The sequence below is a fragment of the Psychroserpens damuponensis genome, from assembly GCF_000826655.1.
In the GTDB taxonomy this organism is placed as follows: domain Bacteria; phylum Bacteroidota; class Bacteroidia; order Flavobacteriales; family Flavobacteriaceae; genus Psychroserpens; species Psychroserpens damuponensis.
This window is the reverse complement of the sequence record NZ_JXJO01000011.1, coordinates 1-25,075: the sequence shown is the minus strand read 5'-3', so window position 1 is coordinate 25,075 and position 25,075 is coordinate 1. Positions and strand designations below refer to the sequence as shown.

General features: G+C 32.9%; 25 protein-coding genes and 1 pseudogene. 19 read left to right on the top strand and 7 right to left on the bottom strand.

Going from position 1 to position 25,075, the window contains the following annotated elements:
- Nucleotides 1-47 precede the first annotated feature (47 nt).
- Complete coding sequence (locus tag TD29_RS05400; RefSeq protein WP_040279455.1) at nt 48-1,853, bottom strand: T9SS type A sorting domain-containing protein; 1,806 nt, start codon at nt 1,851-1,853, stop codon at nt 48-50.
- A 197-nt stretch (nt 1,854-2,050) separates the two neighbouring features.
- Here TD29_RS05400 and TD29_RS05395 point away from each other — a divergent pair, with 197 nt between their 5' ends.
- Nucleotides 2,051-3,343: an aminopeptidase P family protein gene (locus TD29_RS05395; RefSeq protein WP_040279454.1), complete on the top strand. Its 1,293-nt coding sequence runs from the start codon at nt 2,051-2,053 to the stop codon at nt 3,341-3,343.
- Nucleotides 3,344-3,383: 40 nt separating this feature from the next.
- Here the strand turns inward: TD29_RS05395 and brnQ are convergent, their stop codons facing one another.
- Nucleotides 3,384-4,676 carry a branched-chain amino acid transport system II carrier protein gene (brnQ, locus tag TD29_RS05390; protein ID WP_040279453.1) on the bottom strand — a complete coding sequence of 431 codons (1,293 nt, stop codon included), beginning with the start codon at nt 4,674-4,676 and terminating at the stop codon, nt 3,384-3,386.
- A gap of 77 nt (nt 4,677-4,753) precedes the next feature.
- On the opposite strand from brnQ, the gene TD29_RS05385 reads away from it, so the two are divergent.
- The 3 genes from TD29_RS05385 to TD29_RS05375 all read left to right on the top strand — a co-directional run bounded on the left by TD29_RS05385 (nt 4,754) and on the right by TD29_RS05375 (nt 6,210).
- A complete protein-coding gene (locus tag TD29_RS05385) occupies nt 4,754-5,527 on the top strand; it encodes an alpha/beta fold hydrolase (RefSeq protein WP_040279452.1) in 774 nt (257 codons plus the stop codon).
- 64 nt (nt 5,528-5,591) lie between these two features.
- Nucleotides 5,592-5,861 (top strand): hypothetical protein, encoded by a 270-nt coding sequence (locus tag TD29_RS05380; RefSeq protein ID WP_040279450.1) that lies wholly within the window; start codon nt 5,592-5,594, stop codon nt 5,859-5,861.
- Between the two features lie 76 nt (nt 5,862-5,937).
- Nucleotides 5,938-6,210 (top strand): hypothetical protein, encoded by a 273-nt coding sequence (locus tag TD29_RS05375; protein ID WP_241485214.1) that lies wholly within the window; start codon nt 5,938-5,940, stop codon nt 6,208-6,210.
- On the opposite strand, the gene thiL is transcribed toward TD29_RS05375, so the two are convergent.
- Nucleotides 6,191-7,243, bottom strand: a complete 1,053-nt coding sequence (gene thiL / locus TD29_RS05370) for a thiamine-phosphate kinase (protein ID WP_040279448.1) — start codon at nt 7,241-7,243, stop codon at nt 6,191-6,193. The genes TD29_RS05375 and thiL overlap by 20 nt on opposite strands.
- A 161-nt stretch (nt 7,244-7,404) precedes the next feature.
- Between thiL and TD29_RS05365 the strand changes: the two genes are divergently transcribed.
- From TD29_RS05365 to sufD, 6 genes are all read left to right on the top strand, one after another.
- On the top strand, nt 7,405-7,641 hold the full coding sequence (locus tag TD29_RS05365) for a DUF1660 family phage protein (RefSeq protein ID WP_040279447.1): 237 nt from the start codon (nt 7,405-7,407) through the stop codon (nt 7,639-7,641).
- A gap of 320 nt (nt 7,642-7,961) precedes the next feature.
- On the top strand, nt 7,962-8,291 hold the full coding sequence (locus TD29_RS05360) for a HesB/IscA family protein (protein ID WP_040279446.1): 330 nt from the start codon (nt 7,962-7,964) through the stop codon (nt 8,289-8,291).
- Between the two features lie 52 nt (nt 8,292-8,343).
- Complete coding sequence (sufB, locus tag TD29_RS05355) at nt 8,344-9,792, top strand: Fe-S cluster assembly protein SufB (protein ID WP_040279444.1); 1,449 nt, start codon at nt 8,344-8,346, stop codon at nt 9,790-9,792.
- Nucleotides 9,793-9,808: 16 nt separating this feature from the next.
- On the top strand, nt 9,809-10,240 hold the full coding sequence (locus tag TD29_RS05350; RefSeq protein ID WP_040279443.1) for a hypothetical protein: 432 nt from the start codon (nt 9,809-9,811) through the stop codon (nt 10,238-10,240).
- Nucleotide 10,241: 1 nt separating this feature from the next.
- On the top strand, nt 10,242-10,994 hold the full coding sequence (sufC, locus tag TD29_RS05345) for a Fe-S cluster assembly ATPase SufC (RefSeq protein WP_040279677.1): 753 nt from the start codon (nt 10,242-10,244) through the stop codon (nt 10,992-10,994).
- 90 nt (nt 10,995-11,084) lie between these two features.
- A complete protein-coding gene (sufD, locus tag TD29_RS05340; RefSeq protein ID WP_040279441.1) occupies nt 11,085-12,398 on the top strand; it encodes a Fe-S cluster assembly protein SufD in 1,314 nt (437 codons plus the stop codon).
- Here the strand turns inward: sufD and TD29_RS05335 are convergent.
- The 3 genes from TD29_RS05335 to TD29_RS05325 all read right to left on the bottom strand — a co-directional run bounded on the left by TD29_RS05335 (nt 12,376) and on the right by TD29_RS05325 (nt 15,067).
- Nucleotides 12,376-14,034 (bottom strand): serine hydrolase domain-containing protein, encoded by a 1,659-nt coding sequence (locus TD29_RS05335; RefSeq protein WP_161792603.1) that lies wholly within the window; start codon nt 14,032-14,034, stop codon nt 12,376-12,378. The genes sufD and TD29_RS05335 overlap by 23 nt on opposite strands.
- 269 nt (nt 14,035-14,303) lie before the next feature.
- Nucleotides 14,304-14,732, bottom strand: coding sequence for a hypothetical protein (locus tag TD29_RS05330; protein ID WP_040279437.1), 429 nt, complete (start codon nt 14,730-14,732; stop codon nt 14,304-14,306).
- A complete protein-coding gene (locus tag TD29_RS05325; protein ID WP_040279435.1) occupies nt 14,729-15,067 on the bottom strand; it encodes a PadR family transcriptional regulator in 339 nt (112 codons plus the stop codon). The genes TD29_RS05330 and TD29_RS05325 overlap by 4 nt, the downstream gene beginning before the upstream one ends.
- A 108-nt stretch (nt 15,068-15,175) precedes the next feature.
- Here TD29_RS05325 and TD29_RS05320 point away from each other — a divergent pair, with 108 nt between their 5' ends.
- The 7 genes from TD29_RS05320 (at nt 15,176) to TD29_RS05290 (ending at nt 21,286) form a co-directional block, all read left to right on the top strand.
- The gene (locus tag TD29_RS05320) at nt 15,176-16,390 is read left to right on the top strand and encodes an aminotransferase class V-fold PLP-dependent enzyme (protein WP_040279434.1); all 1,215 of its coding nucleotides are present in this window, start codon (nt 15,176-15,178) and stop codon (nt 16,388-16,390) included.
- 54 nt (nt 16,391-16,444) lie between these two features.
- The gene (locus TD29_RS05315) at nt 16,445-16,939 is read left to right on the top strand and encodes a hypothetical protein (RefSeq protein WP_040279433.1); all 495 of its coding nucleotides are present in this window, start codon (nt 16,445-16,447) and stop codon (nt 16,937-16,939) included.
- Nucleotides 16,940-16,996: 57 nt separating this feature from the next.
- Nucleotides 16,997-17,419, top strand: coding sequence for a SufE family protein (locus TD29_RS05310; RefSeq protein WP_040279431.1), 423 nt, complete (start codon nt 16,997-16,999; stop codon nt 17,417-17,419).
- A gap of 52 nt (nt 17,420-17,471) precedes the next feature.
- Nucleotides 17,472-17,798, top strand: a complete 327-nt coding sequence (locus TD29_RS05305; RefSeq protein ID WP_040279430.1) for a DUF59 domain-containing protein — start codon at nt 17,472-17,474, stop codon at nt 17,796-17,798.
- A gap of 24 nt (nt 17,799-17,822) precedes the next feature.
- A complete protein-coding gene (locus TD29_RS05300; RefSeq protein WP_040279429.1) occupies nt 17,823-19,658 on the top strand; it encodes an ABC transporter ATP-binding protein in 1,836 nt (611 codons plus the stop codon).
- Between the two features lie 21 nt (nt 19,659-19,679).
- Nucleotides 19,680-20,186 carry a DUF2480 family protein gene (locus tag TD29_RS05295; protein WP_040279428.1) on the top strand — a complete coding sequence of 169 codons (507 nt, stop codon included), beginning with the start codon at nt 19,680-19,682 and terminating at the stop codon, nt 20,184-20,186.
- A gap of 158 nt (nt 20,187-20,344) precedes the next feature.
- Nucleotides 20,345-21,286 carry a DUF3078 domain-containing protein gene (locus tag TD29_RS05290; protein WP_040279676.1) on the top strand — a complete coding sequence of 314 codons (942 nt, stop codon included), beginning with the start codon at nt 20,345-20,347 and terminating at the stop codon, nt 21,284-21,286.
- A 98-nt stretch (nt 21,287-21,384) separates the two neighbouring features.
- Here TD29_RS05290 and hflX read toward each other — a convergent pair whose 3' ends face one another.
- Nucleotides 21,385-22,596, bottom strand: a complete 1,212-nt coding sequence (hflX, locus tag TD29_RS05285) for a GTPase HflX (RefSeq protein ID WP_040279426.1) — start codon at nt 22,594-22,596, stop codon at nt 21,385-21,387.
- A 71-nt stretch (nt 22,597-22,667) separates the two neighbouring features.
- On the opposite strand from hflX, the gene TD29_RS05280 reads away from it, so the two are divergent.
- Nucleotides 22,668-23,630, top strand: a complete 963-nt coding sequence (locus tag TD29_RS05280) for an endonuclease/exonuclease/phosphatase family protein (RefSeq protein ID WP_040279425.1) — start codon at nt 22,668-22,670, stop codon at nt 23,628-23,630.
- 220 nt (nt 23,631-23,850) lie between these two features.
- A pseudogene (locus TD29_RS05275) lies at nt 23,851-25,075 on the top strand (hypothetical protein); the annotation flags it as partial.

Here is a 25,075-nt window from a genome sequence, read left to right as displayed (position 1 = left end):
TTGATTTTTAAATCAAACACCTTTTTTATGTCATGTATTATTGGTTTTTATTCGATAATAAACTTCTTTGTTATTGTGTTATTTTCGACGTTTATTTTAATAAAGTAAACGCCGTTTTGAAGTTGACTTACATCAATGCTGTTAAGGGTGTAAGTGGTATTTAAATTTTTGGTAACAACCAACCTTCCTCTTACATCATAAATGGTTGCAAGCTCTAATTGTAAGTTTGATGAAGTTAGAATATTTAAATTGTTTTTTGCTGGGTTTGGATATATTGATACATGTTCTGATATGTAAACGTCATCGATTCCAAGACTAGAGCAAGCAGATGCTGTCATAGCTCCAGCACCACAAACTGTGGTGTTTGTATTTCTATCCATTACATCTGCAGCACCTGCCAAATCACTAGGACCAAGAATTCTGCTGTTTTGACCATTAGCAATTGAATAGTGCATGACTTCGCCAGGATTAATAATATGTGCCAATTGGTGACCATGTCCAAGTTCATGAACTGCAACACTTTCAAAATCAACTTCAAATCCGGTAGCTGTTCCTGGACCAAATTCCCATGACAATACAGAAAGATCTCCTGTAAATACATCATTAAAAACGATGTCTAATTCTGTGACGACAACATCAATTCCGCCAGGTGATGAAGCGTTAGTACAAGATCCAAATCTTGATGTACAACGTCCTAGAACTCCAGCGGGTAATTCTGTTCCATTATCAAAACGAATTACATTTACGTCGTCATCTGCTATGACGTCTGTTGTGGTTACTGCTCCAATTTCCCAATTAATTCCAGTAGTGCAAACCCATGACTCAAATGCTCTAACAAATGAGGCGTTAGCTGCAGAATTGGCATCGAAACTGGTTTCCATTTGCCATGTGTAACCTCCCGAACCGTTTAAGTCAACATGCTGCGATTGAAAATTCGTGGTCCCATTACTAGGGTTTATTTGAGAATAAAAGACTGTGAGGTCAGAGCTAGAGGTTGTTGTAAAATCAAATGATGTAATAACTTGTATGTCGCCAGTTCCTGCTCTAGAAGGTACTTCTACTTCTATTTGATTATCTGACCAGCTTAGTACTTGACTGTCTAATGCGGTATAATATTGATTACCTCCAAAGTTAGCATCTCTAAAATTAACGGTCCCTTGTGTGCTACCAAATCCTATTCCGTTTATAGTAAGTATATCTCTTACACCACCATTTATTATAGTTGGTGAAAATCCTGTTATTCCTATAGCTCCATTATCATCACGATTTGAGATGTAGTTATTATAGATTGCTTCAGCATCAAAATTTGATACTTCTACAACATTAGTAGTGTTAGTTAAAGCTTTAATAGTATTATGAAATGATGTAGTAATACCTGTATCACTTATAAAGGGATTAAAAACAGTGTTGTTTTGTAAATCATATTTGTAGAACCCTTGTGAAGATGCATAAGGTTGAAACTTACTATGCGAAGTTCCATTAGATATAGATACATTATTATCATCAAGAAGAAATACACCAATATCTCCTACATTAAGAGTAAGACTAGGTGTTACAACTTCAAATTGGTTAGCGACAGTTCCGCCTGGTGTTATAACTTCAATTATTTCGGTATGTGTTTGACCTTTAAATACTTTGTAAACTTCAATTGTATTTACTGTATAAATGTTATGATGGTGGTTATCCCAAAATGAGTTTTTTGAGATGACTTTACCTTCAATAATTTGTGATGACGATTGTACTTGAGTTGACAATGGTAATTCAACTAAAAGCTCTTGAGCTCTTAAGGTTATAGATGTTGCTACTGTTAAAAACAAGGTAAGCAACAACGTTGAGTAAGTAATATTTTTCATGGAAATGAGTTAGGCTATTATGGGAAATGTGTATTTCGGCGCGTAAATATAACAATTTACCGATAATTTGATATAATTACTTAATCTATTTACCTTTACACTGTAAAAACATAACATAAAATGAGCATGATAAAAATAGTATTACTCAAAGCCTTGATTAATACTATGAAGCATGATAACTATCTAAAAATAATCACATGAAATATCACAAAATAGACAGCAATCTTTTTATAAAAAACCGTAAAAATTTTATGTCTAAAATGAAACCGAGTAGTCTAGCGGTTTTTAATTCTAATGACGTTTATCCAGTAAGTGCAGATAGTACGTTGCCTTTTGCACAGCATCGAGATATTTTCTATTTAAGTGGTGTAGATCAAGAAGAAAGTATTTTAGTGCTTTTTCCAGATTGCCCAAAAGAACATCATAGAGAAATCTTGTTTTTAACCGAAACGAATGAGCATATTGCAGTTTGGGAAGGTGAGAAATTAACTAAAGAAGCTGCTTTAGCAACAAGCGGAATTAAAACCGTGTATTGGCTTAAAGACATGGAGAAAATCATGTTTGAACTCATGACGCAATGTGATACCGTTTATATTAATACTAATGAGCATTATAGAGCATCTGTAGTTACCCAAACTCGCGAAGACCGTTTCACAAAATGGTTAAAAGATAGATATCCTGCGCATAGTGTTGCAAAAAGCAATCCTATTTTACAGCGCTTACGTTCTGTTAAAGATCAAATTGAAATTGATCTTATGCAACAAGCTTGTGATATTACCGAAAAAGGATTTCGTCGTATATTAAATTATGTAAAACCAGATGTTTGGGAGTTTAATATAGAGGCTGAGTTTATGCATGAATTTTTAAATAATCGTTCTAAAGGTTTTGCATACACTCCAATTATTGCTTCTGGTAATAATGCAAACGTTTTACATTATATAGAGAATAATCAGCAATGTAAAGCTGGTGATTTAATTTTGTTTGATGTTGCTGCAGAATATGCCAATTACGCAAGTGATATGTCTAGAACGATACCTGTTTCTGGACGATTTACCGATCGTCAAAAAGCGGTGTACAATGCTGTAAACCGTGTAAAGAACGAAGCTACAAAATTATTAACTCCAGGAACTTTGTGGGCAGAATATCATATTGAGGTTGGAAAATTAATGACTTCGGAATTATTAGGGCTTGGGTTGCTAGACAAGGCAGATGTACAAAATGAAGATAAAGATTGGCCAGCGTATAAAAAGTATTTTATGCATGGTACTTCTCATCATATAGGATTAGATACACATGATTACGGAATATTAACAGAGCCAATGCAGGCCAATAATGTATTTACGGTAGAGCCAGGAATTTATATTCCTGCGGAAGGTTTTGGTATTCGTTTAGAAGATGATGTAGTCATCCAAGAATCTGGAGAGCCTTTTAATTTAATGCGAAATATTCCAATTGAAGCTGACGAGATTGAGGAGTTGATGAATAATTAAATCCAAATAGATTAAAGTTTAAAGCCTAAAGCAAATTGCTTTAGGCTTTTTTAGGTTTAGAAACTAATCCAGCTACCAAACAAGCCACTAAAGCAGGTAAAACCCATCCTAAACTATATTGAGCTAAAGGAATATATTGTGTAAGTTGTTCTAAGTCTTCCGAAGGAGAAATAAAACCTACAACATCTGGGATGCTACATAAAAATGTTGTAATCACAACAGCTCTAAATACGACAGGTGTTGAAAATCGTTTTGGTAGTACATTTAATATAATAAGTACAATGGTTATAGGGTAAATAAATAATAAAACTGGCACTGCAACAATAATAATAGAGTTGAAATCTAATTGTCCAACCACAATGCCTAGTGCACTTGCCAAAATTGCGGTTGCAATATATACTGTTTGGGAATTTCCCATGAGGCCTTTAAAATAATCTGCTGTACCTGCAACAATACCTATGGCAGTTGTAAAACAAGCGAGAGAGATTAAAATGCTTAAAACAGTGTTGCCAAAACCTCCAAGAGATGATAAACTAATTTTGCGAAGGAGATTCGCACGCTGCATGTCATTTGGCAATGTATCGTTGATGCTAATTTCTGAACCGTAATAGGCACCAACCGAAATGAGTCCGGCATATATAATAAATAAACCAAATCCTGCAATCCAACCAGATTTTGCTATAAGCGATTTTTTCTCTTCAAAACTACCATTATGTCTTAAATTAATAGAGATTATTATCACAGCTCCAACGACAACAGCTCCAATAGCATCAAAGGTTTGGTAACCTTCTAAAATCCCTGAAACTAATGGTGTGCTCATTTCTGATGTGGATGTGAGCATTTCCGAAGAAAACAACCCAATGCCAATAACCGTCAATAACATAATCACTATTAAAGGGGTTAGAAATTTACCTATAAACCCTAATATTTTTGAGCGATTAAGAACAAAAACCAAAACAAGAATAAAATAAACCGTACTAGTTAATAATGGGCTGGTGCCAAAAGTAGGATGAATTGCAATCTCATGCGTTGCAGCTGCTGTTCTAGGAGACGGTATCGCTACAGCGATCACATAAATTAAAATACAATAAATAAGACTAAATTGCGGAGATACTTTTTTGCCAAAGTCATATAACGTGCCTTGTAACTTGGCGTGTGCTAAAATACCTATAATTGGGATGACAACAGCAGTTATCATAAATCCTAAGGCAACCCAAAACCAATTGTCGCCAGCATTATACCCTAAAAGTGGTGGCAATAATAAATTTCCTGCTCCAAAAAACAGAGAGAATAAACCAAAACTGGTGATAAAAAGTTCTTTTCTAGAATTCAATATTTAAAATTTAGTTAGTTTATCAAATATAGTAAAATGTTAATTGCAAAATCTATTCAAACCTTATCTTTGCGGCTATGATACTATACCATAGAGAAAGTCCGGTTTATTATGAAGATGAAGGTCAAGGAGAGGCTGTAATTTTACTGCATGGGTTTTTAGAAAATTCGTCTATGTGGAATGATTTAAAACCGCAACTATCAAAAAATAATAGGATTATTTGTGTTGATCTATTAGGTCATGGTCAAACTGAATGTCAAGGATATGTTCATACCATGGGTGATATGGCAAATGCGGTTTTAGCCGTCGTAAATCATTTAAAACTAAAAACATATACCTTAATTGGCCACTCCATGGGTGGTTATGTCGCTTTAGCCTTGGCTGAGAAAAACCCGAATGCAGTACAAGGTTTGTGCCTTATGAATTCTACATTTCATGAAGATGATGATGAGCTTAGAGCGTTGAGAAAGCGAGCTAATCTCATGGTTCAAACCAATTTTGAAAACATGGTAAGGATGTCGTTTACGAATTTGTTTTCTTCGGAAAGTAGACGAACTCATAAAATAGAGGTTAAAAAAGTTTTAGAGCAAGCATTAAAAACCTCGGCACAAGGTTATGTTGCAGGACAAGAAGGTATGATGTTGAGAGAAGATAAGTTTGAGTTCTATAATAATCTTGATGCTAAAAAATTAATTATTATTGGTGAAAAGGATCCTGTTATTAAAGGAGCATTGATTTTAACAGAAACTAAAAATACTTCGATAAGATGTGAAACATTGTCTTTAGGTCATATGAGTCATATTGAAAATAAAGAGGAATTATCTTACATTTTATTGCGTTTCGTCGAATAATTACAACTTTTAAACCTTAAGTGATTATTATTTAATATGTTAGTAGTCCCAAAAACTAACAGTCATGAAAAATGCTAACTCTACAAAATTAACTAGTCCGTTAAAAATTTACTGTGATATATTTGGTCATAAATATGAAATGACAAAAAAAGTCACGTCTCATGTTAAAGAGTATACTTGTAAATGTTGCAAGCATCAATTAACAACAAACGGCAATGGTAAGCTTACAGAGCTTACGCCTAAGTTTCAAGAAATCAATGAGATTTTAGAAGTTATTTATTCGCGAAGAATGTCACGTTTAAAGCAAAAATCGCTCAGTTCGTCGATATATTAAAGTAAAATCGTACGTTATTATTTGGTTTTCATATATTTAGATATCCTCTAAAATTATTAATTAATAGCGCAATACATTGAAAAGTTTCTACTGCTCGGTTTTTGGACATCAATACGAGGTTTCAAAAAACATTACATATCACGTAAAAGAATATAAATGCTCTCATTGTAACTCTCAAGTAACCACAAGTGGAAATGGTGGTTTGACACCATTAACTCCAAAATTTCGAGAAATCAATTCTGTTTTATCACGAATTCATAAAAGAAGAGTTGCTAGAATGTCTCAAAGCACAACACCCAAAATGCAACAACATGATGAGTTGTTAGATTTTAGCCCTCATTTTTCATAGCATTCCACCCTTTGGCTATTATTGGTATAGATTGTTCACCACGAGTGATGAGGTTCATGCCACGTCCTTTTTCAGTGATATAACCTATTACTGTTAAATTTGGATTCCCTTTAATTTTAGGAAAATCGTCTTGAGAAATCGTCATTAATAATTCGTAATCTTCACCACCATTTAAAGCAATAGTCGTACTGTCTATTTTAAACTCTTCGCAAGTAGAAATGACTTGAGGGTCTAAAGGTATTTTATTTTCGTAAATCTCTGCGCCAACATCACTTTGTTTACATATGTGTATGATTTCAGATGATAAACCATCACTTATATCAATCATACTTGTAGGTTTAACCTCTAATTTTTCAAGTAGCTCTACAATATCTTTTCTTGCTTCAGGTTTTAATTGTCGCTCAATAATATAGGTATATGGGTCTAAATCTGGTTGATTTTGCGGATTCACTTTAAACACCTCTTTTTCGCGTTCTAAAACTTGTAATCCCATGTAAGCAGCACCAATATCACCACTTACTACTAGCAGATCGTTAGGTTTGGCGCCATTTCTATAGACCACATTGTCTTTGTCAATTTCACCAATTGCTGTTACAGAAATTATAAGGCCAGTGGTTGATGAGGTGGTATCTCCTCCTACAACATCAACATTATATATAGAGGCAGCAGTTTCAATTCCTGCATATAAATCTTCTAGAGCTTCTAATGGAAAGCGATTGGAAACTGCAATAGATACCGTAATTTGAGTGGCCTTAGCATTCATAGCATACACATCACTCAAATTAACAACAACAGCTTTGTATCCTAAATGTTTTAAAGGCGCATATGATAAATCAAAATGCACGTGTTCAACAAGTAAATCTGTAGTGACTACAATTTGTTTTGATTTTGCATCTAAAACAGCAGCATCATCGCCTATACCTTTTATTGTCGAGGACTGTTTGATGTCAAAATTTTTAGTAAGGTGCTCAATGAGACCAAATTCTCCAAGTTGATCTAATGAAGTACGTGATTGGTTTTTATCTTCTATCATGTTGCAAAAATAAGTCCATTTTTTTAAGCAGAGAATGCATTTAGGGTATTTTTAAGGACTTCTGAAATAGTAAACCATGCATTTCAACGAAAAAATACGTGTTTAGTCGGTTTTTTGAAAATTATGTTCTAAATTCGTAATCCCAAATTTATCAACCTACTATGAAAACGTCTACTAGCAAATTGCTATGTTCAGTTTTTGGACATAACTCAAAACAGACTTCAACAACAGCAAAAAAAGCACGCGGATTATCTTGTGCATCTTGTAAATCTAAACAGATAGATAGTGATTTTGAGCGTTTAGATATGTTTCCGTTTGAAAATAAAGAAATAAAGACCGCTTTACAGGAGCTTTTTATTTTAAAGATTCAGCATACTCGCAAGCACATTTCCGTGTAAAACACAATTCCTATTTTATTTTAGAGTTTGATGCTAAGGCTTCAAATTCGCATTAAAATTTGTTATACAATCATTTACTAATATAATGTTAGGATGCATGGTTAAAATCGACATATGTCGTATATTTGCAATCTATTAATACCGTTTCTTATTTGAAATGATTTTAAAAGAAAATGTTGAATTTTTTCTTTGAGCTGAATATAAAAATAAAGCAGAGCCTGGATTACGGTTTGTTTATTTTATTGAGGTAGAAGGGCAAATGGACATTTTATAAGGATTATTTTAAAGGTGAAAGGGTATTTATAATATCTATATAACAAATGATAAAAGTATCAGAAACAGCGAAAAAGAAAGTCATGGAACTCATGAGTGATGATGGCTTTAATACAACAACAGATTACGTTCGTGTTGGTGTAAAAAGTGGTGGATGCTCTGGTTTATCTTATGATTTAAAGTTTGATAACGAACAAAAAGAAGATGACAAAGTTTTTGAAGATAATGGCGTTAAAATCATTGTTGACAAAAAAAGCTTTTTATATTTGATAGGAACCACTTTAGAGTATTCTGGAGGATTAAATGGTGCTGGATTTGTATTTAACAATCCTAATGCGAATAGAACTTGTGGTTGCGGAGAATCATTTTCGCTTTAAATCCCATCCTAAACTTTCCTTTTAGGAAGGAATTAAAATTGTAAACATTATTATGTCAAAATATACAGAAGACGATTTAAGAGAAGAATTAAAAACCAAAGAATACGAATATGGTTTTTATACTGACATAGAATCTGAAACATTTCCAATTGGATTAAACGAAGATATCGTTCGTGCTATTTCAAAGAAAAAAGAAGAGCCAGAATGGATGACAGAATGGCGATTGGAAGCATTTAAAGTTTGGAAAGAAATGACTGAACCTGAATGGGCTAATGTACATTATGAAAAACCAGATTTTCAATCTATAGCATATTACTCGGCTCCAGTAGCAATTGATCCAAATAAAACACTTGATGATGTAGATCCAGATTTACTAGCGATGTACAAAAAACTGGGTATTTCTGTAGATGAGCAAAAGAAAATGAATAATATAGCAATGGATATTGTTGTAGATTCAGTTTCTGTTGCGACAACATTTAAAAAGACTTTAGCCGAAAAAGGAATCATTTTTATGAGTATTTCTGAAGCGATTAAAGAACATCCAGAATTAGTTAAAAAATATTTAGGTACAGTAGTCCCTCAAAAAGATAATTTTTATGCTGCCTTAAATAGTGCTGTGTTTAGTGATGGTAGTTTTTGTTACATTCCTAAAGGCGTGCGTTGCCCAATGGAACTCTCTACCTATTTTAGAATTAATCAAGCAGGAACAGGGCAATTTGAAAGAACTTTAGTAATTGCCGATGAAGGCAGTTATGTATCCTACCTAGAAGGTTGTACCGCACCAAGTCGTGATGAAAATCAATTACATGCAGCAGTTGTAGAACTAATTGCTCTTGATGATGCCGAAATAAAATACTCTACAGTACAAAACTGGTTTCCAGGAACTGCGGAAGGTAAAGGTGGTGTTTACAATTTTGTGACTAAAAGAGGGCTTTGTGAAACTAATGCAAAAATTTCTTGGACCCAAGTTGAAACAGGAAGTGCCGTGACTTGGAAATATCCATCATGTGTCTTAAAAGGTGATAACTCGGTTGGTGAGTTTTACTCAATAGCTGTGACTAATAATTATCAGCAAGCAGATACAGGTACTAAGATGATTCACTTAGGGAAAAACACAAAATCTACGATTATATCTAAAGGAATTTCCGCAGGAAAATCTCAAAACTCCTATAGAGGATTAGTGCAAATAAGCTCTAGAGCAGAGAACGCTCGTAATTTCTCACAATGTGATAGTTTACTAATGGGCAATGAATGTGGCGCACATACATTCCCATATATTGAAGCTAAAAACAAATCGGCCCAAATAGAGCACGAAGCCACAACGAGTAAAATTGGTGAAGATCAAATTTTCTATTGTAATCAAAGAGGTATTGATACCGAAAAAGCAATTGCTTTAATTGTTAACGGTTTTAGTAAAGAAGTGCTTAATAAATTACCAATGGAATTTGCTGTTGAAGCACAAAAATTATTAGAAATAAGTTTAGAAGGTTCGGTAGGATAAACACAAAAAGTATAGCATGAAAAAATTACTTGTACTATTGATGATGTTTACAGTATTTGTAAGCTGTAAAGAAGACAAAAAAACTGAGGTTGACTCATCTCAAGATGATAAAACAATAGTTGCTCAAGATGGTAAAACTCCAAAACAGAGTGATGGCTTAGTTGCGGTTCAAGGTGATTTTATTTATTATGCAGACGCAGCCGTATTAAAAACACCAACAAAAATATATGGCGTTGTGGTTGACGAGAAAATGCAAGAATTGCAAACTCAAGTTAAAGCCTATAAAAAATTAGATACAGATATGGTACCTGTAACCATTAGAGGTCGCATGTTTAAAAAAGATCCAAGTGAAGAAGGCTGGGAAGATAGAATTGAGATTAAAGAAATTTTAAAAGTTTCGCCTCCTAATCCAGAGGTGAACGACGTTATAAAAATTGGAAGCAAATAGTATGTTAGAAATAAAAGATTTACACGCAAGTGTAGAAGGTAAAGGCATTTTAAGAGGAATAAATTTAGAAGTTAAAGCTGGAGAAGTTCATGCTATCATGGGACCAAATGGTTCAGGTAAAAGTACTTTAGCTTCTGTAATTGCTGGTAAAGAGGAATACGAAGTTGAAAAAGGTCAAATTCTCTTAAATGATGAAGATATTGAAGAATTGGCTGCCGAAGAACGTGCACACAAAGGCGTGTTTTTGTCATTTCAATATCCAGTCGAGATTCCTGGAGTTAGCGTGACTAACTTCATAAAAACAGCAATTAACGAAACTAGAAAATCTAAAGGTTTAGATGATATGCCTGCAAAGGATATGTTGAAAATGATTCGTGAAAAAGCTGAGCTTTTAGAAATTGATAGAAAATTTTTATCACGTTCTTTAAATGAAGGATTTTCAGGTGGCGAGAAAAAGCGTAATGAGATTTTTCAAATGGCAATGTTAGAGCCTAAATTAGCAATTCTTGATGAAACAGATTCTGGTTTAGATATTGATGCTTTGCGTATTGTTGCTAATGGTGTTAATAAATTAAAGAGTAAAGATAATGCTGTAATAGTAATTACACATTACCAACGTTTATTAGATCATATTGTTCCTGATTTTGTGCACGTGCTATACAATGGACGTATTGTGAAATCTGGTACTAAAGAGTTAGCTCACGAGTTGGAAGAAAAAGGTTACGATTGGATTAAAGAAGAAGTAGGAGCTTAAATAAGTGAGCAGTAAACAGTATACGGTAGGTCGTTTTTTTTAACGAGCTTACTTTGAATGCTGAAGACTAAGAACTGAAGATTAAAAGAAATGGAATTAAAAGATAAGTTAGTATCGTCATTTATGGCATTTGAAGACACAGTAGATGTAGATGCTCCTGTACATGATGTTCGAAATGAAGCGATTAAAATTTTTGAAGACAAAGGATTTCCTTCTAAGCGTGATGAAGCATGGAAGTACACATCGTTAAATAGTGTTTTAAAACATGATTACAGTGTGTTTCCTAAGCAAGAAAATGCCATCGAATTTAGTGATATAAAAAAATACTTTATTCATGATATTGATAGCTATAAAATTATTTTCATTGACGGTAAATACTCTTCTCACTTATCACAAACCACACATGATGGTATAGATGTATGTTTAATGTCATCTGCATTAACAAAGCCTAAGTATCAGCTTATTATTGAAAACTATTTTAATAAAGTAGCTTCAAAAGATGGGATTTCATCATTAAATACTGCGTTTTCTAAAGAAGGTGCTTATATTCATATTCCGAAGAACAAATTAGTCGCCAAACCAATTCAAATTATTCATTTTTCTACAGGAAATGAATCGGCTTTACTTTTACAACCACGTAATTTAATTGTTGTAGATGAAAATTCTCATGTTCAAATTATCGAACGTCATCAAAGTTTAACAGAAAACCCTGTTCTCACCAATAGCGTTACCGAAATATTTGCAGCTAAAAGAGCTATTGTAGATTATTATAAAATTCAAAATGATAAAGAAAGTGCGTCACTAATTGATAGCACATCTGTAAATCAAAAACGAGAGAGCCACGTCTCAATGCACACCTTTACATTTGGAGGAAAATTAACCCGTAACAATCTTAATTTTTACCAAAATGGAGAGCGTATGGACTCTACTTTAAATGGCGTAACCATCATTGGAAATAAACAACATGTAGATCACAACACATTGGTACATCACATAGAACCAAATTGTGAAAGTCATCAAGATTACAAAGGTATTTTTGCAGATAATGCTACAGGTGTTTTTAATGGAAAAGTACTAGTAAATAAAGAAGCTCAAAAAACAAATGCATTTCAATCTAACAACAATATTTTGTTGAGTGACAAAGCATCAATTAACAGCAAGCCTCAGTTAGAGATTTTTGCAGATGATGTGAAATGTTCTCACGGTTGTACAATTGGACAACTTGATGAAAGTGCTATGTTTTATATGCGTTCTCGTGGTATTCCAGAAAAAGAAGCTAAAGCATTATTAATGTTTGCATTTAGTAATAACGTATTAGACTCGGTGAAAATTCCTGAAATTAAACAACGCATCACTAAAATTATAGCTAATAAATTGGGAGTTAATATTGGGTTTGATCTCTAACAAATTCAATGTGACTTACTTGTCCGTCACAGGACAATAACATTCCAATTATTTTACCCTTTGTATTTGTTGTAAACTCATATAAAGTCCTGTCATGATTGCCAAAACTATAATGTTGAATTGGATATAACGTGATGTTATCATGATTTTTATAGCTTAGTTTGAGTGTATTATCATCTATAAAAAACGTATAATTTGTTTGTAGTTCTTCGGAAAAATAATCACCTACAAAATCGTTTAAATTAGAAGGATTTTCGGTGATTAGTGTAGCGCGTTTAAAATAAAAAGGTGTACCTGAAAATGAGATTATCAAATCATAATTAGGTGTTTTGGTAAAATCGTAGGTGACATGCTGTGCGTGACGTCTTACAAACTTATTTGTGTCAACTTGCAATAAAGGAATGTGCTGTTTTCCCATAGAACCTATAGCTTTTAAGGTGTCATTTTCTTCGGAAATTTGCATGATCATATCACTATTAACTTCTTTATAATCTCCTGTAAATACATTTAGTTGTTGTGGTTTAAAACGTGTTAATTTATCAGTAGATACAACTTCAGTTTGTTTTGAAGGTAATAATAGATCCAAAATTTGATATGATATAGGCCTTGGGTTTATAGATTGCAAATTGGTTAATATAATTATACTAATTTGTGCTTCAGGTAGTGTTAAGAGCTGAGTTTGTCCTCCAAAACCATAACCGCTATGGCTCACAGTTTTAAGCCCTTTATATTCGTCAATCATTACACCTCTTGCATAATTTGCTTTTTTTCCGGTTGTTAGAATTTCCGAAGTTATAAGAAACGTTGCCAGTTCTTTAAATTGATCATGGTTACCATTGAGCATTGTGGCCCAAATCGCTAAATCTTTAAGATTACTTCCCATGCTTCCTGCACCATAACTTAATTGCGTTGATGTATTGTATACAAAATTATCGTTGTGTTTTTGATATCCAATCGCTTTATTTTTTATGACTGTGCCATGAGAAACTCTAACAAAAGTATGGGTCATTCCTAAGGGTATAAGAATGTTAGTTTTAAGGTATTCATCTAAATTTTGCCCCGAAATTTGTTCTATAATTAAAGCTAGTAGGTTGTAATTTGTGTTAGAATATATGATTTTTTCGCCAGGAGCAAAGTCAAGGTGTTTTTGTCTTTTAGCTAGATTTAGAACAAAAGCGTTATCATAATAATCTCTGTTAGGGTCAAAACCAGACAAAAACATGGTGGTATGATAATTTCTAATTCCACTTGAATGATTTAGCAAATGTTTGATTTGAATGGTTTTGCCATAATCTGGAAAATTTGGAAAAAATTGATGTAAGTTATCCTCTAGATTCAGTTTTTCCTCTTCAATCAAAGACCATATGGCAGCTGCAGTAAATTGTTTTGCAATGGATGCTAAACTAAAAACAGTAGAATCTGAGTTTTTGATATTATAATCCAAATTAGAAAGCCCAAACCCTTTAGAATAGATGGTCTTGCCATGTTTTAAAACTTTCACACTTAAACCTGGTTGCTCATCAGATTTGTAACTATCAAACAATATATCAATTTGTTGTGTTAGATCTGTTTGTGCGTTAAGTGGGCTTAAAGCCAATACGCAAACTAAAGTGCTAAAATATTTTATGATTGACATTGCTTGTATTTTTGGTAGAAATATGTTGGTATGAGTCCAAAATTTAAAAATAGGAATCCTACAAATACGATAATCCCTCGATAAGGCCATGTTAGAAATTCAAACATAGCGCCAATGCCAAGAATAAAAAATGTTATAAAGCCAAGGATGTAAAATGATTTTTTCATGTGTAATTAGGTATTGTTTTTTAATGGTCACATACTGTTCGTTATTAACCTTTCATTTTGATAAGCATATGTAGAACAGCCTCGTTTGATATGAAATGATAGTTAGGACAAAGTATGAATGGAGGTTTTGTAACGTGCATAAAAGTGCATAGGTAAGATTACTAATACCGAAATTATTATGGCACTAAGCAGCCAGGCATTTGCATATGGCCATTGCATCATTTGAAATACTAAACTCATAATCAACAATACTATGACTATAAAACCACTCGTAAATTTTACTTTGTTAATCGTTATAATTTGTTTTGCAAATTTTTGATAATTGGTTTCTAGTTGTAGATTTTGAAAACTAGCATAACCACCAAATTTTTGAAGTGCTTTTTGATATAATACATCAAAATCTTGAGATTCATTAGTTTCTATATACGTACAAATATGATCTAACAAGTCTTCTCTTAAATCTTTAGAGTTGACTCCGTAAAATTTTAAGTTGTTATCAATAAATTCAATGTGTTGCTCTGTAAGTATCATGCTTTTAAAGTTTCAGAATTAAAAATAAGATGTAGCGTATCCATGAAGTCATTAATTTCTTTAGTAACCTCAGTCACCATTATTTTGCCATTACTCGTGACTTTGTAATACTTTCTTACACGTTTACCTATATATACTTTTTCGGTTTCTAATATACCTTTAGCTTCTAGTTTATGAAGAATAGGGTATAAAGCACCTTCAGAAATATCTATTTTGCCTGAAGTCAATTTTTTTACTTCTTGAGTTATTTCGTAACCATACATTTTGTCTCTACTATCTATTAGTTTTAAAATGATGGGTTGTAATGTTCCTTTTGTGAGTTCTTTGCTATACATTTTACAAATATACATTTTATTTAAATGTATTGTAATAAAATATTAAAAAAGACATAAGTTTCGTTTTTGGCATATTATTTTAAGTAAACATCTCGTAACTTTGTACATATGATAAACATCGCTAAAATAAGAGAAGACTTTCCAATCTTAAACCGTAAGGTTAATGGGAAACCCTTAATATATTTTGATAATGCAGCAACGTCGCAAACTCCACAACGAGTTATTGATGAGATTGTAAATTATTATTCTAATTATAATGCTAATATTCATAGAGGTGTGCACACGCTAAGTCAAGAAGCTACAGACTTATATGAAGCGGCACGATTAAAAATCCAGAAACATTTCAACGCAAAGCATAGTTATGAGGTTATATTAACGTCTGGTACTACTCACGGTATTAACTTAGTAGCCAATGGTTTTTCTACTTTGCTACATAAAGGAGATGAGGTACTCGTATCTGCGTTAGAGCATCATAGTAATATTGTACCTTGGCAAATGTTATGCGAGCGTACAGGAGCAACGCTCAAAGTGATTCCTATGAATGAACATGGCGAATTAATTATGAGTACGTATGAGGAGCTACTTTCAGAACAAACAAAATTGGTATTTGTTAACCATATTTCTAATGCATTAGGAACGATCAATCCTATAAAACAAATGATTGATATGGCTCACAAGGTTGGAGCGGCTATTCTTATTGATGGTGCGCAATCTTGTCCGCATATAAAACCAGACGTTCAAGAATTAGACGTTGATTTTTATGTCACTTCTGCACATAAAATGTGTGGGCCAACAGGAGTTGGTATGCTCTATGGTAAAGAAGAATGGCTTAATAAACTACCACCTTATCAAGGAGGAGGAGAAATGATTGATCAAGTGACTTTTGCGAAAACAACTTATGCTGGCTTACCTCACAAATTTGAAGCTGGTACTCCAAATATTTGTGGTGGTATTGCTTTTGGAGCAGCAGTAGATTATATGAATGCGATTGGTTTTGATGCTATTGCCAGCTACGAGCATAAACTTTTAAATTATGCCACGAAGCAATTATTAAAAATCGACGGACTAAAAATTTATGGTACAGCAAAAGAAAAAACCTCAGTAATTTCTTTTAATATAGAAGGTATTCATCCTTACGATATAGGTACTATTTTAGATAAAATGGGTATCGCAGTAAGAACAGGTCATCATTGCGCACAACCTATTATGGATTTCTTTAAAATTCCAGGAACGGTTAGAGCTTCATTTGCGTTTTATAATACAAAAGAAGAAATCGATGCTTTAGTTAAAGGTGTAGAGACTGCAAAAATGATGCTCTCGTAAAGTTTGGCTTCTTTTTTGTAATATTACTCGTGTAACCATTAAAAAAAGAATAGTATGAAACTAATTATATGTATGTTTATTGTGCTTATTTCAGCAAAAGAATGCGATAAAAATAAAGCACAATTAGCGAATCAAAATACTGCAGAAACGACAACAGTAGAAATGACTGAAAGAGCAATTCAAAATGATGTCAAATTTAATTATCGCGCTATTACCCGAGGTTTTTATTTAGAAATTTGGATTGAAGGTGATTCTATAAAATATACTTCAGATAATACTTTAAAGTTCATTACCTCAACTATAATTCCTGCCAAAGAACAGGTAGACCTTATGAAACTGCTAAGCGATATAGACGAAAAGATGCTTCCAAAATTGGAGGCTCCTTCCACTAATTTTAGATTTGATGCTGCTGCTATTGCAACTTTAGAAATCTCTAAAGATGAAAATTCATATAAAACAGTGTCTTTTGATCATGGAAATCCGCCAAAATCGATAAAAGCTATCGTTGAAAAGATGTTATCGATTAAAACAATGATCGAGAAGCAATAGAGATGTCGTATCTTTGTAACTTCGGAAGAAAACGGTCAAACAGACAAAAATAGAAGAATGACAATTTCAGAAATACAAGAAGAAATAATAGACGAATTTTCAATGTTTGATGATTGGCAAGAACGCTATCAATATATGATAGATTTAGGCAAATCATTACCTTTAATAGATTCAAAATATAAAACTGAAGACAATATTATTACAGGTTGTCAAAGTAAAGTTTGGGTACATGCAGAGATGAAAGCAGATAAAATTGAATTCACTGCAGATAGTGATGCCATTATAACTAAAGGCATAATTGCAATTTTGATTAGAGTATTTTCTAATCAACATCCAAAAGATATTATAGAAGGTAATACAGAGTTTATAGATGCCATTGGATTAAAAGAACACTTGTCTCCAACGCGAGCTAATGGGTTGGTAAGTATGATTAAAAAAATAAAAATGTATGCTTTAGCATATCAAACACAGTTAAATTAATTTTTTCTAAATCTGCTAATAAACAGTCTTAGAAATTTTAACACGATACCACATGAGTGATACAGCAATAGACACCAACCTTTTAGGTGAAAAAATAGTAAGAGTTTTAAAAACAATATTCGATCCAGAAATTCCTGTAGATATTTACGAATTAGGACTTATATATGATGTATTTGTTAATGAAGATTTTGATGTCAAAATTTTAATGACCTTAACAACACCAAATTGTCCAGTGGCAGAAACATTGCCATTAGAAGTAGAAGAAAAAGTAAAATCATTAAATGATGTTAAAACAGCCGAAGTTGAAATCACTTTTGATCCACCATGGACACAAGATCTAATGAGTGAAGAAGCTAAACTAGAACTAGGAATGCTTTGATGATTTTTGAGATTGTATATATAAATGCCTAGACAGAAACCTAAATCTATAGCAGAAGGTAATAAAGTTAACCTAAAAGGGTCCTTTAGAGCTTTAGTCTATATTCCTAGATTTTTTAAAGAAATCTGGAATACTAATAAATCACTTTTTTTAGGTTCTGCTTTTTGTCGTCTCATTGCAGCTGTATTGCCAGTAGTGATTCTATGGGTTGGGAAGCTCATTATCGACGAAATTATAATACAAACAAAAACCGAAGTCACAGATTTATCTACACTTTGGATGTATGTTGGTGTAGAGTTTGGTCTCATCATTCTATCAGATTTAATAAGTAGAGCCATTTCTCTAACCGATGGGCTTTTAGGAGATGCCTACTCTATTGCTTCATCGGTAAATATTATTAAAAAGACCAATAAAATTAATATTAGTCTTTTAGAAGATTCCGAATTTTATGACAAACTAGAACGCGCTAGAACTCAAACCACAGGACGCGTAGCATTAATGTCAAATGCACTTGGTGAGGTTCAAAGCCTTATTTCTATTGCTACTTTAGTTGCAGGTCTTATTTATTTTGAACCCTATTTAATTATACTCCTCATTTTTAGTATTGTACCATCGTTTATAAATGAAATATGGTTTAGTCAACGACAATATTCATTAGCTAGAGGCTGGACAGCCGAGCGACGTGAACTCGATTATTTAAGATATATTGGTGCTAATAATGAAACAGCTAAAGAGATTAAGCTTTTTGGTCTTACAGATTTTATAGTTGATCGTTTTAAAAATCTCTCTCAAGAATATTATGATCTCAATAAAAATTTAGCAATTAAAAGATCAGCACTAGGGTTTTTATTTAATGTATTGGGAACGTTAAGCTATTATGGCGCCTATGTTTTTATAATTTATCGAGTGGTAACTGGTATGATAACATTAGGTGAACTCACATTTCTATCAGGTTCATTTAATAGATTGACTAAAAATTTACAAGATTTCTTCTCAAAGTTTACACGAATAACCGAAAGTGCTTTGTATCTAAAAGATTATTTTGAATTTATTGATATCTCGATAGAACCTAATCATATTGAAGATCAACCAGTGCCAAGTAAAATTATGTCGGGATTTGAATTCAAAAACGTCACATTCTCCTATCCAGGATCTGAGGTCCAAATTTTAAAAGGCATATCTTTTAATTTAAAAGCCGGTGAAAAATTGGCTTTTGTTGGGCAAAATGGTGCAGGTAAAACAACGCTTACAAAATTGCTCTTACGTTTTTATGAACCTACTTCTGGTGAGATTTTATTAGACGGAATCAATATTAACCGTTTTAATAAAGCAACATATCAAGAGTTTTTCGGTGTTATTTTTCAAGATTTCTTTAAATATGAATTTACCGCTAAAGAAAATATTGCCATTGGTGATATTGATGAGATAAACAATTTGAAAAAAATTGAAAATGCTGCGGAAATGAGCCTGGCAAGCGAAGTCATCTCTGAATTGAAAAAAGGATACAACCAACAACTCGGTAAGCGTTTTGCAAAAGGGCAAGACCTATCTGGAGGTCAATGGCAAAAAGTGGCATTAGCAAGATCATATATGAAAGATGCCGAAGTTATGGTGCTCGACGAACCAACATCTGCATTAGATGCAAAAGCAGAAAGTGAAGTCTTTCAGCGTTTTATTGCATTAACCGAAAATAAAACAAGTATCATTATCTCTCATAGATTCTCTACCGTTAGGCAAGCAGACCGAATCCTCGTTTTAGAAGAAGGCAAAGTCTTAGAAATTGGAACACATCAAGAACTTATGATTAATGATTCTTTGTATGCCGAATTATTCACCCTTCAAGCAGAAGGCTATCAATAGAAAATAACTTAAATTTGTAGTATGCAGGAAGAGATTGTAAATAGAGTTGCATTAAGTAAACTTATGGTAGTTGATCTAGAGGATTATTATCCAGAGGGTGAGCGTATCATTTTTGATATTAAAGATTGGTTGTATGAAGGCTTTGTTTTAAGAGAAAAGGAATTTAGGCAGATGGTTAAAGCTTATGATTGGTCAAAACATCAAAATCAATTTATTGGTTTAACTTGTTCTACAGATGCTATTATTCCAGCCTGGGCTTATATGTTGCTAACTATAGAGTTACAGCCTTATGCTAAAAAAATTATAGTTGGAGATTTAGAAACTCTTGAGACTTCAATTTATCAAGACATTATAAACAACTTAAATCTAGAGCCTTATGCCGATAAGCCTCTAATTATAAAAGGTTGCGCGCACAAGCCAGTACCTGCAAATGCTTATATTTTACTGTCTAGTAAATTAAAACCAATAGCCAAATCTATTATGTATGGTGAGGCTTGTTCTTCGGTTCCTTTATTCAAAAGAAAATAAATTTATTAAAATTGTGACTTTAAGAAATTATTAGAGTCTAACTCTACACAGTGCAATGCTATTACATGCGTATTTAACTCAATTATTGGTAGTTAAAAATGAGAATGAATTATATTTGCACCTTTAATTATAAATTGAAAACTATTAAAATTAAAATTATGACTAAAAAAGTATTTCTAACAGCTTTATTGATGTTATCAGTAGCGTTTAGTTTTGCTCAAACTAAAGAAGAACTAGAAACTCAAAAAGCAGAAAAACAAAGTGTTGCAGATGCTGCACAAGCTGAGGCAGATGCATTACAAGCTCAAATAGATGCGCTTCCAGGATGGAGAATAGGTGGATTTGGAGTTATAGGTGGTAGCTTGTCTAACTTTAATAACTGGTATTCTCAAGCGGCAGTAAATAATTCTTCAGGAAATATCGGAATCTCATTTAATGCATTTGCAAATAAAATTGAAGACAAATACTTTTGGAGAAATTCATTAGCAACTAACTTTAGTTGGGTAAAATTAGATGATAAGGATACAGATTTAGATTCTGATAAATTTGAACCAACAACAGATGTATTTAATATTTCGTCTTTATACGGAAGAAAGTTTAGTGAAAAATTAGCAGCGTCTGCATTAATGGAATATAGAACAACTGTTTTAGATAACTTTAATGATCCAGGATATTTAGATATAGGTATTGGTGCCACATGGACTCCAATTGAAAACTTAATTGTAGTAGTTCATCCATTAAACTATAACTTTGTATTTGCAGATAATGATAATATTTTTGAATCCTCATTAGGAGCTAAGATTGTAGCAGATTATACACGTCAAATTGGTGCTATTGGATTTAAATCTAACTTATCTATGTTTCAAAGCTACAAAAGCGGAGATCTATCTAACGTAACTTGGACAAATTCTTTTAGCTATACACTTTGGAAAATGATTGGTGTTGGTTTTGATTTTGGTTTAAGAAGCAACAAACAAGAAGCTTTGAACTATGCTCTAGGTCAATTTGATCCAACAGGAACTGGTGCTGCTCCTACTTTTGATAATGTCGATAACGAATTACAATCATATTATACATTAGGATTAACGTACAAATTCTAAATAGATATTGTACAAAAACAAAAAAGCATCTCGAATTAACGAGATGCTTTTTTTGTTTTAAAATTATTTCACTGTTTTTTCACTGGTAGGTGTGGGATTTATTCTTCTTCAGAATAATCAGGATATAAGAAACTGTTATAAGGAAACCTAGTAACATGAATCTCTCTCACTTCATCATATACACGTTTTTTGAAGTCATCAATATTCTTTTTGTCGATTGCCGAAATAAATAGGGCATTTTTACCAACACGATTCATCCATGTCTTTTTCCATTCCTCAAGAGAATAATGCATTGATGTTCTTTCGGTCACTAAATCATCAGCATCAAAAGGTTCAGCTTCATAAGCATCGATTTTATTAAACACCATAATTGTAGGTTTGTTCGCACTATCGATTTCACCTAAAATTTTATTGACAGATTCAATATGTTCTTCAAAATTTGGATGAGAAATATCTACAACATGTAATAATAAATCTGCTTCTCTCACTTCGTCTAACGTACTTTTAAAACTCTCAACGAGTTGAGTTGGCAATTTTCTTATAAAACCAACGGTATCTGTTAATAAAAAAGGAAGATTTTGAATCACCACCTTTCTAACTGTTGTATCTAAGGTTGCGAATAATTTATTTTCGGCAAATACATCACTTTTGCTAATCACATTCATTAAGGTAGACTTACCAACATTAGTATATCCAACTAAAGCTACACGTACCATTTTACCGCGATTGCCACGTTGTACAGCCATTTGCTTGTCAATAGTTTTAATCTTCTTTTTTAATAACGCTATTTTATCGCGTACAATTCGTCTATCGGTTTCAATTTCTGTCTCACCTGGTCCACGCATTCCAATACCACCTTTTTGTCGTTCAAGGTGTGTCCACATTCCTTTTAATCTAGGTAACAAATATTCACACTGCGCTAACTCTACTTGAGTACGTGCGTAACTAGTGGTTGCGCGTTGTGCAAAAATATCTAATATTAAGTTGGTTCTGTCTAGAACTTTACAGCCTAGTATTTTGCTAATGTTGCGTTCTTGAGCGGCAGATAACTCGTCATCAAAAATGGCAGTACCTACATTGTGGTCTTCAATAAACTGTTGTACATCTTTCATTTTACCAGACCCTATAAATGTTTTAGGATTTGGCATTTCCATTTTTTGAGTAAATCGCTTTAAAACGTCTCCTCCTGCTGTGTATGTCAAAAATTCTAATTCATCTAAGTACTCATTTGCTTGATCTTCGTTTTGTTCTCTAGTGACCACACCAATGAGAACTGCTTTTTCAAGTGCTATATCTTTTTTTTCAATCATAATTTTTAATAAAAACCAAAGTTACATAATTGAATGTACGTGTATTTCATTTTAAAACCTAAATTTGTGTTGTGAATTCCCAAGAAATAAAAACTTCAGAACATACCATTGCATTTTATAATCTCGAAAATCTATTCGACATTCAAAATGATGTTACCATACATGATAATGATTTTCTCCCAGGATCAGAAAAACGATGGACCAAAAAAAGATACGATAGAAAAATACATAAATTGGGACAAGTGATTTCTAAAATTGGTTTTAAAAACACTCAAAAACCACCCGCAATTTTGGGGTTAGCAGAAATAGAGAATAAAAAGGTGATTAATGACTTAATTACAAGTTCAGATCTTGATGCGTATGATTATGGTATAGTTCACTTTGATTCAAATGACGAAAGAGGTATTGATGTGGCTATGATCTATGATAAAACAGTTTTTACTTTAGAAACGTCTAAAACATTTTCTGTGTATTTAGAAGATGAAATAGGTGAGCAAGATTATACCAGAGATATATTGGTGGTTTCTGGAATATTCATTACTGAAAGATTGCATCTTATTATTAATCATTGGCCTTCAAGGAGAGAAGGAGAATTAGTTTCTAATTCTAAACGAATAAAAGCTGCTGAGAAAGTGGTTGACATTATAAAAGATATAAACAACACCTATTTAGAGCCTAAAATATTGGTGATGGGTGATTTTAATGATAACCCAAGTAATGATAGTATAAAGCTTTTGTCTAACCAAGGAGAACTATATAATCCTATGGAAACTTTACTCTCCTATAGTAGAGGTAGTGTAAGTCATAATTTTAGATGGAACTTGTTTGATCAAATTTTATGTTCTACTAACTTTTTTGAAACAAAATCGAACAAACTTAAATTTGATGAAGCAAACATCTTCGACGCAAAATTTTTAACTCAACATAAAGGTAAATATAAAGGACAACCTTTTCGAACGTATGTTGGAAAAAAATATAAAGGCGGTTATAGTGATCATTTTCCTGTTTATGTACAAATAAATATTCCTCAATAGCCAAGATCGCAAAGTAATTTTCTTTTTATCGATGATAATTACCTTTTATCTATTATAACAATGTTAACAGTCTGTTAACTGTCATTTTTTTTATCTTCGGTATCTTATATACGTCTTTCCTACTAGACGTATTTGTAAAGTTTTAATAGTTCTACCCGAAGGACTAAATTTAAGATATTAATTATCAAATGATTAATTTAATTTAATAGCATTCATTGATATGAAAAGATTATTACTCACGTTACCACTTCTGTTTATTTTTTCAATTTGGTGTGCCGAGGCACAAGTAACAACGTATCCTTATCTAGAAGATTTTGAATCTGGAGATGGAGGATGGATTGCAGACAATACAACTGCAGGAACATGGGCTCTTGGAACTCCAGCCGCTACTGTTATTAACAGTGCTGACTCTGGATCAAATGCATGGGTCACTAACCTTACAGGATTATATAATGCAGATGAAGATTCATTTGTGACTAGTCCAATTTTTGATTTTTCTACATTAAATGCGCCTTCAATAGAAATGAGTGTTTGGTGGAATTCAGAATTTAGTTGGGATGGTATGGCGTTGCAATCCTCAATTGATGGAGGAGCAACATGGCAAACTGTTGGTGCAAGTGGAGATGCAAACAATTGGTATAATGACAATTCAATAGGTGGTAATCCAGGAGGACAACAAGATGGTTGGACAGGAAGAGTCTCAACTAATAATGGATCTGCTGGTTGGGTAATTGCAAGACATGCTTTAAATGGCTTAGGAGGAGAGTCTAGTGTGATTTTAAGAATTGCATTTGGATCTGATGGATCTGTTCAAGACGAAGGTACTGCTTTTGATACCGTAACAATTTTTGAAGTAAGTTGTCCAGAGCCTTCAGGTATTACAGTTGCTGCTGTAACAGAAAACTCTGCAGATATTACTTGGGATGCTGGAGGAGCAGAATCTCTATGGGATATTGTAATTCAAACAGCAGGTACAGGTCTACCAACAGGTTCAGGTGTGTCAACTATGGATAATATAGCTTATGATGCGTCATCATTAACACCTAGTACAGCTTATGAAGTATATGTAAGAAGTAATTGTGATACAGATGGATTTAGTAATTGGGTTGGTCCAATTAATTTTACAACACTAAATGAGCCGCCTCCTGCACCATTAGGAGTTACTTGTGCTTCAGGAGCTTCATCATTTATTTTTACTGAAAATTTTGATGATAACCCACCATCTGGTTGGACAGGAACTGGATTTGATGGTTCTAATGGGAATTGGGATATTGCAGCTGCAGGTGCCAACTCATTTGGAACAGGTCCAGCAAACGCTTATGATGGCGGTTCAGGAACACATTTAGAATATGAGGCAACAGGAGATGCAACAGATATCGCATCTGCAATTAGTCCTGCTATAGATTTAACAGCAGCATTAGATGGAGCTGAATTATCATTCTTTT

Excerpts from the sequence above, each read along its gene's own strand:
- TD29_RS05400 (WP_040279455.1), bottom strand. The coding sequence starts at position 1,853 with ATGAAAAATATTACTTACTCAACGTTGTTGCTTACCTTGTTTTTAACA.
- TD29_RS05395 (WP_040279454.1), top strand. The coding sequence starts at position 2,051 with ATGAAATATCACAAAATAGACAGCAATCTTTTTATAAAAAACCGTAAA.
- TD29_RS05385 (WP_040279452.1), top strand. The coding sequence starts at position 4,754 with ATGATACTATACCATAGAGAAAGTCCGGTTTATTATGAAGATGAAGGT.
- TD29_RS05380 (WP_040279450.1), top strand. The coding sequence starts at position 5,592 with ATGAAAAATGCTAACTCTACAAAATTAACTAGTCCGTTAAAAATTTAC.
- thiL (WP_040279448.1), bottom strand. The coding sequence starts at position 7,243 with ATGATAGAAGATAAAAACCAATCACGTACTTCATTAGATCAACTTGGA.
- TD29_RS05365 (WP_040279447.1), top strand. The coding sequence starts at position 7,405 with ATGAAAACGTCTACTAGCAAATTGCTATGTTCAGTTTTTGGACATAAC.
- TD29_RS05360 (WP_040279446.1), top strand. The coding sequence starts at position 7,962 with ATGATAAAAGTATCAGAAACAGCGAAAAAGAAAGTCATGGAACTCATG.
- sufB (WP_040279444.1), top strand. The coding sequence starts at position 8,344 with ATGTCAAAATATACAGAAGACGATTTAAGAGAAGAATTAAAAACCAAA.
- TD29_RS05350 (WP_040279443.1), top strand. The coding sequence starts at position 9,809 with ATGAAAAAATTACTTGTACTATTGATGATGTTTACAGTATTTGTAAGC.
- sufC (WP_040279677.1), top strand. The coding sequence starts at position 10,242 with ATGTTAGAAATAAAAGATTTACACGCAAGTGTAGAAGGTAAAGGCATT.
- sufD (WP_040279441.1), top strand. The coding sequence starts at position 11,085 with ATGGAATTAAAAGATAAGTTAGTATCGTCATTTATGGCATTTGAAGAC.
- TD29_RS05335 (WP_161792603.1), bottom strand. The coding sequence starts at position 14,034 with ATGTCAATCATAAAATATTTTAGCACTTTAGTTTGCGTATTGGCTTTA.
- TD29_RS05330 (WP_040279437.1), bottom strand. The coding sequence starts at position 14,732 with ATGATACTTACAGAGCAACACATTGAATTTATTGATAACAACTTAAAA.
- TD29_RS05325 (WP_040279435.1), bottom strand. The coding sequence starts at position 15,067 with ATGTATAGCAAAGAACTCACAAAAGGAACATTACAACCCATCATTTTA.
- TD29_RS05320 (WP_040279434.1), top strand. The coding sequence starts at position 15,176 with ATGATAAACATCGCTAAAATAAGAGAAGACTTTCCAATCTTAAACCGT.
- TD29_RS05315 (WP_040279433.1), top strand. The coding sequence starts at position 16,445 with ATGAAACTAATTATATGTATGTTTATTGTGCTTATTTCAGCAAAAGAA.
- TD29_RS05310 (WP_040279431.1), top strand. The coding sequence starts at position 16,997 with ATGACAATTTCAGAAATACAAGAAGAAATAATAGACGAATTTTCAATG.
- TD29_RS05305 (WP_040279430.1), top strand. The coding sequence starts at position 17,472 with ATGAGTGATACAGCAATAGACACCAACCTTTTAGGTGAAAAAATAGTA.
- TD29_RS05300 (WP_040279429.1), top strand. The coding sequence starts at position 17,823 with ATGCCTAGACAGAAACCTAAATCTATAGCAGAAGGTAATAAAGTTAAC.
- TD29_RS05295 (WP_040279428.1), top strand. The coding sequence starts at position 19,680 with ATGCAGGAAGAGATTGTAAATAGAGTTGCATTAAGTAAACTTATGGTA.
- TD29_RS05290 (WP_040279676.1), top strand. The coding sequence starts at position 20,345 with ATGACTAAAAAAGTATTTCTAACAGCTTTATTGATGTTATCAGTAGCG.
- hflX (WP_040279426.1), bottom strand. The coding sequence starts at position 22,596 with ATGATTGAAAAAAAAGATATAGCACTTGAAAAAGCAGTTCTCATTGGT.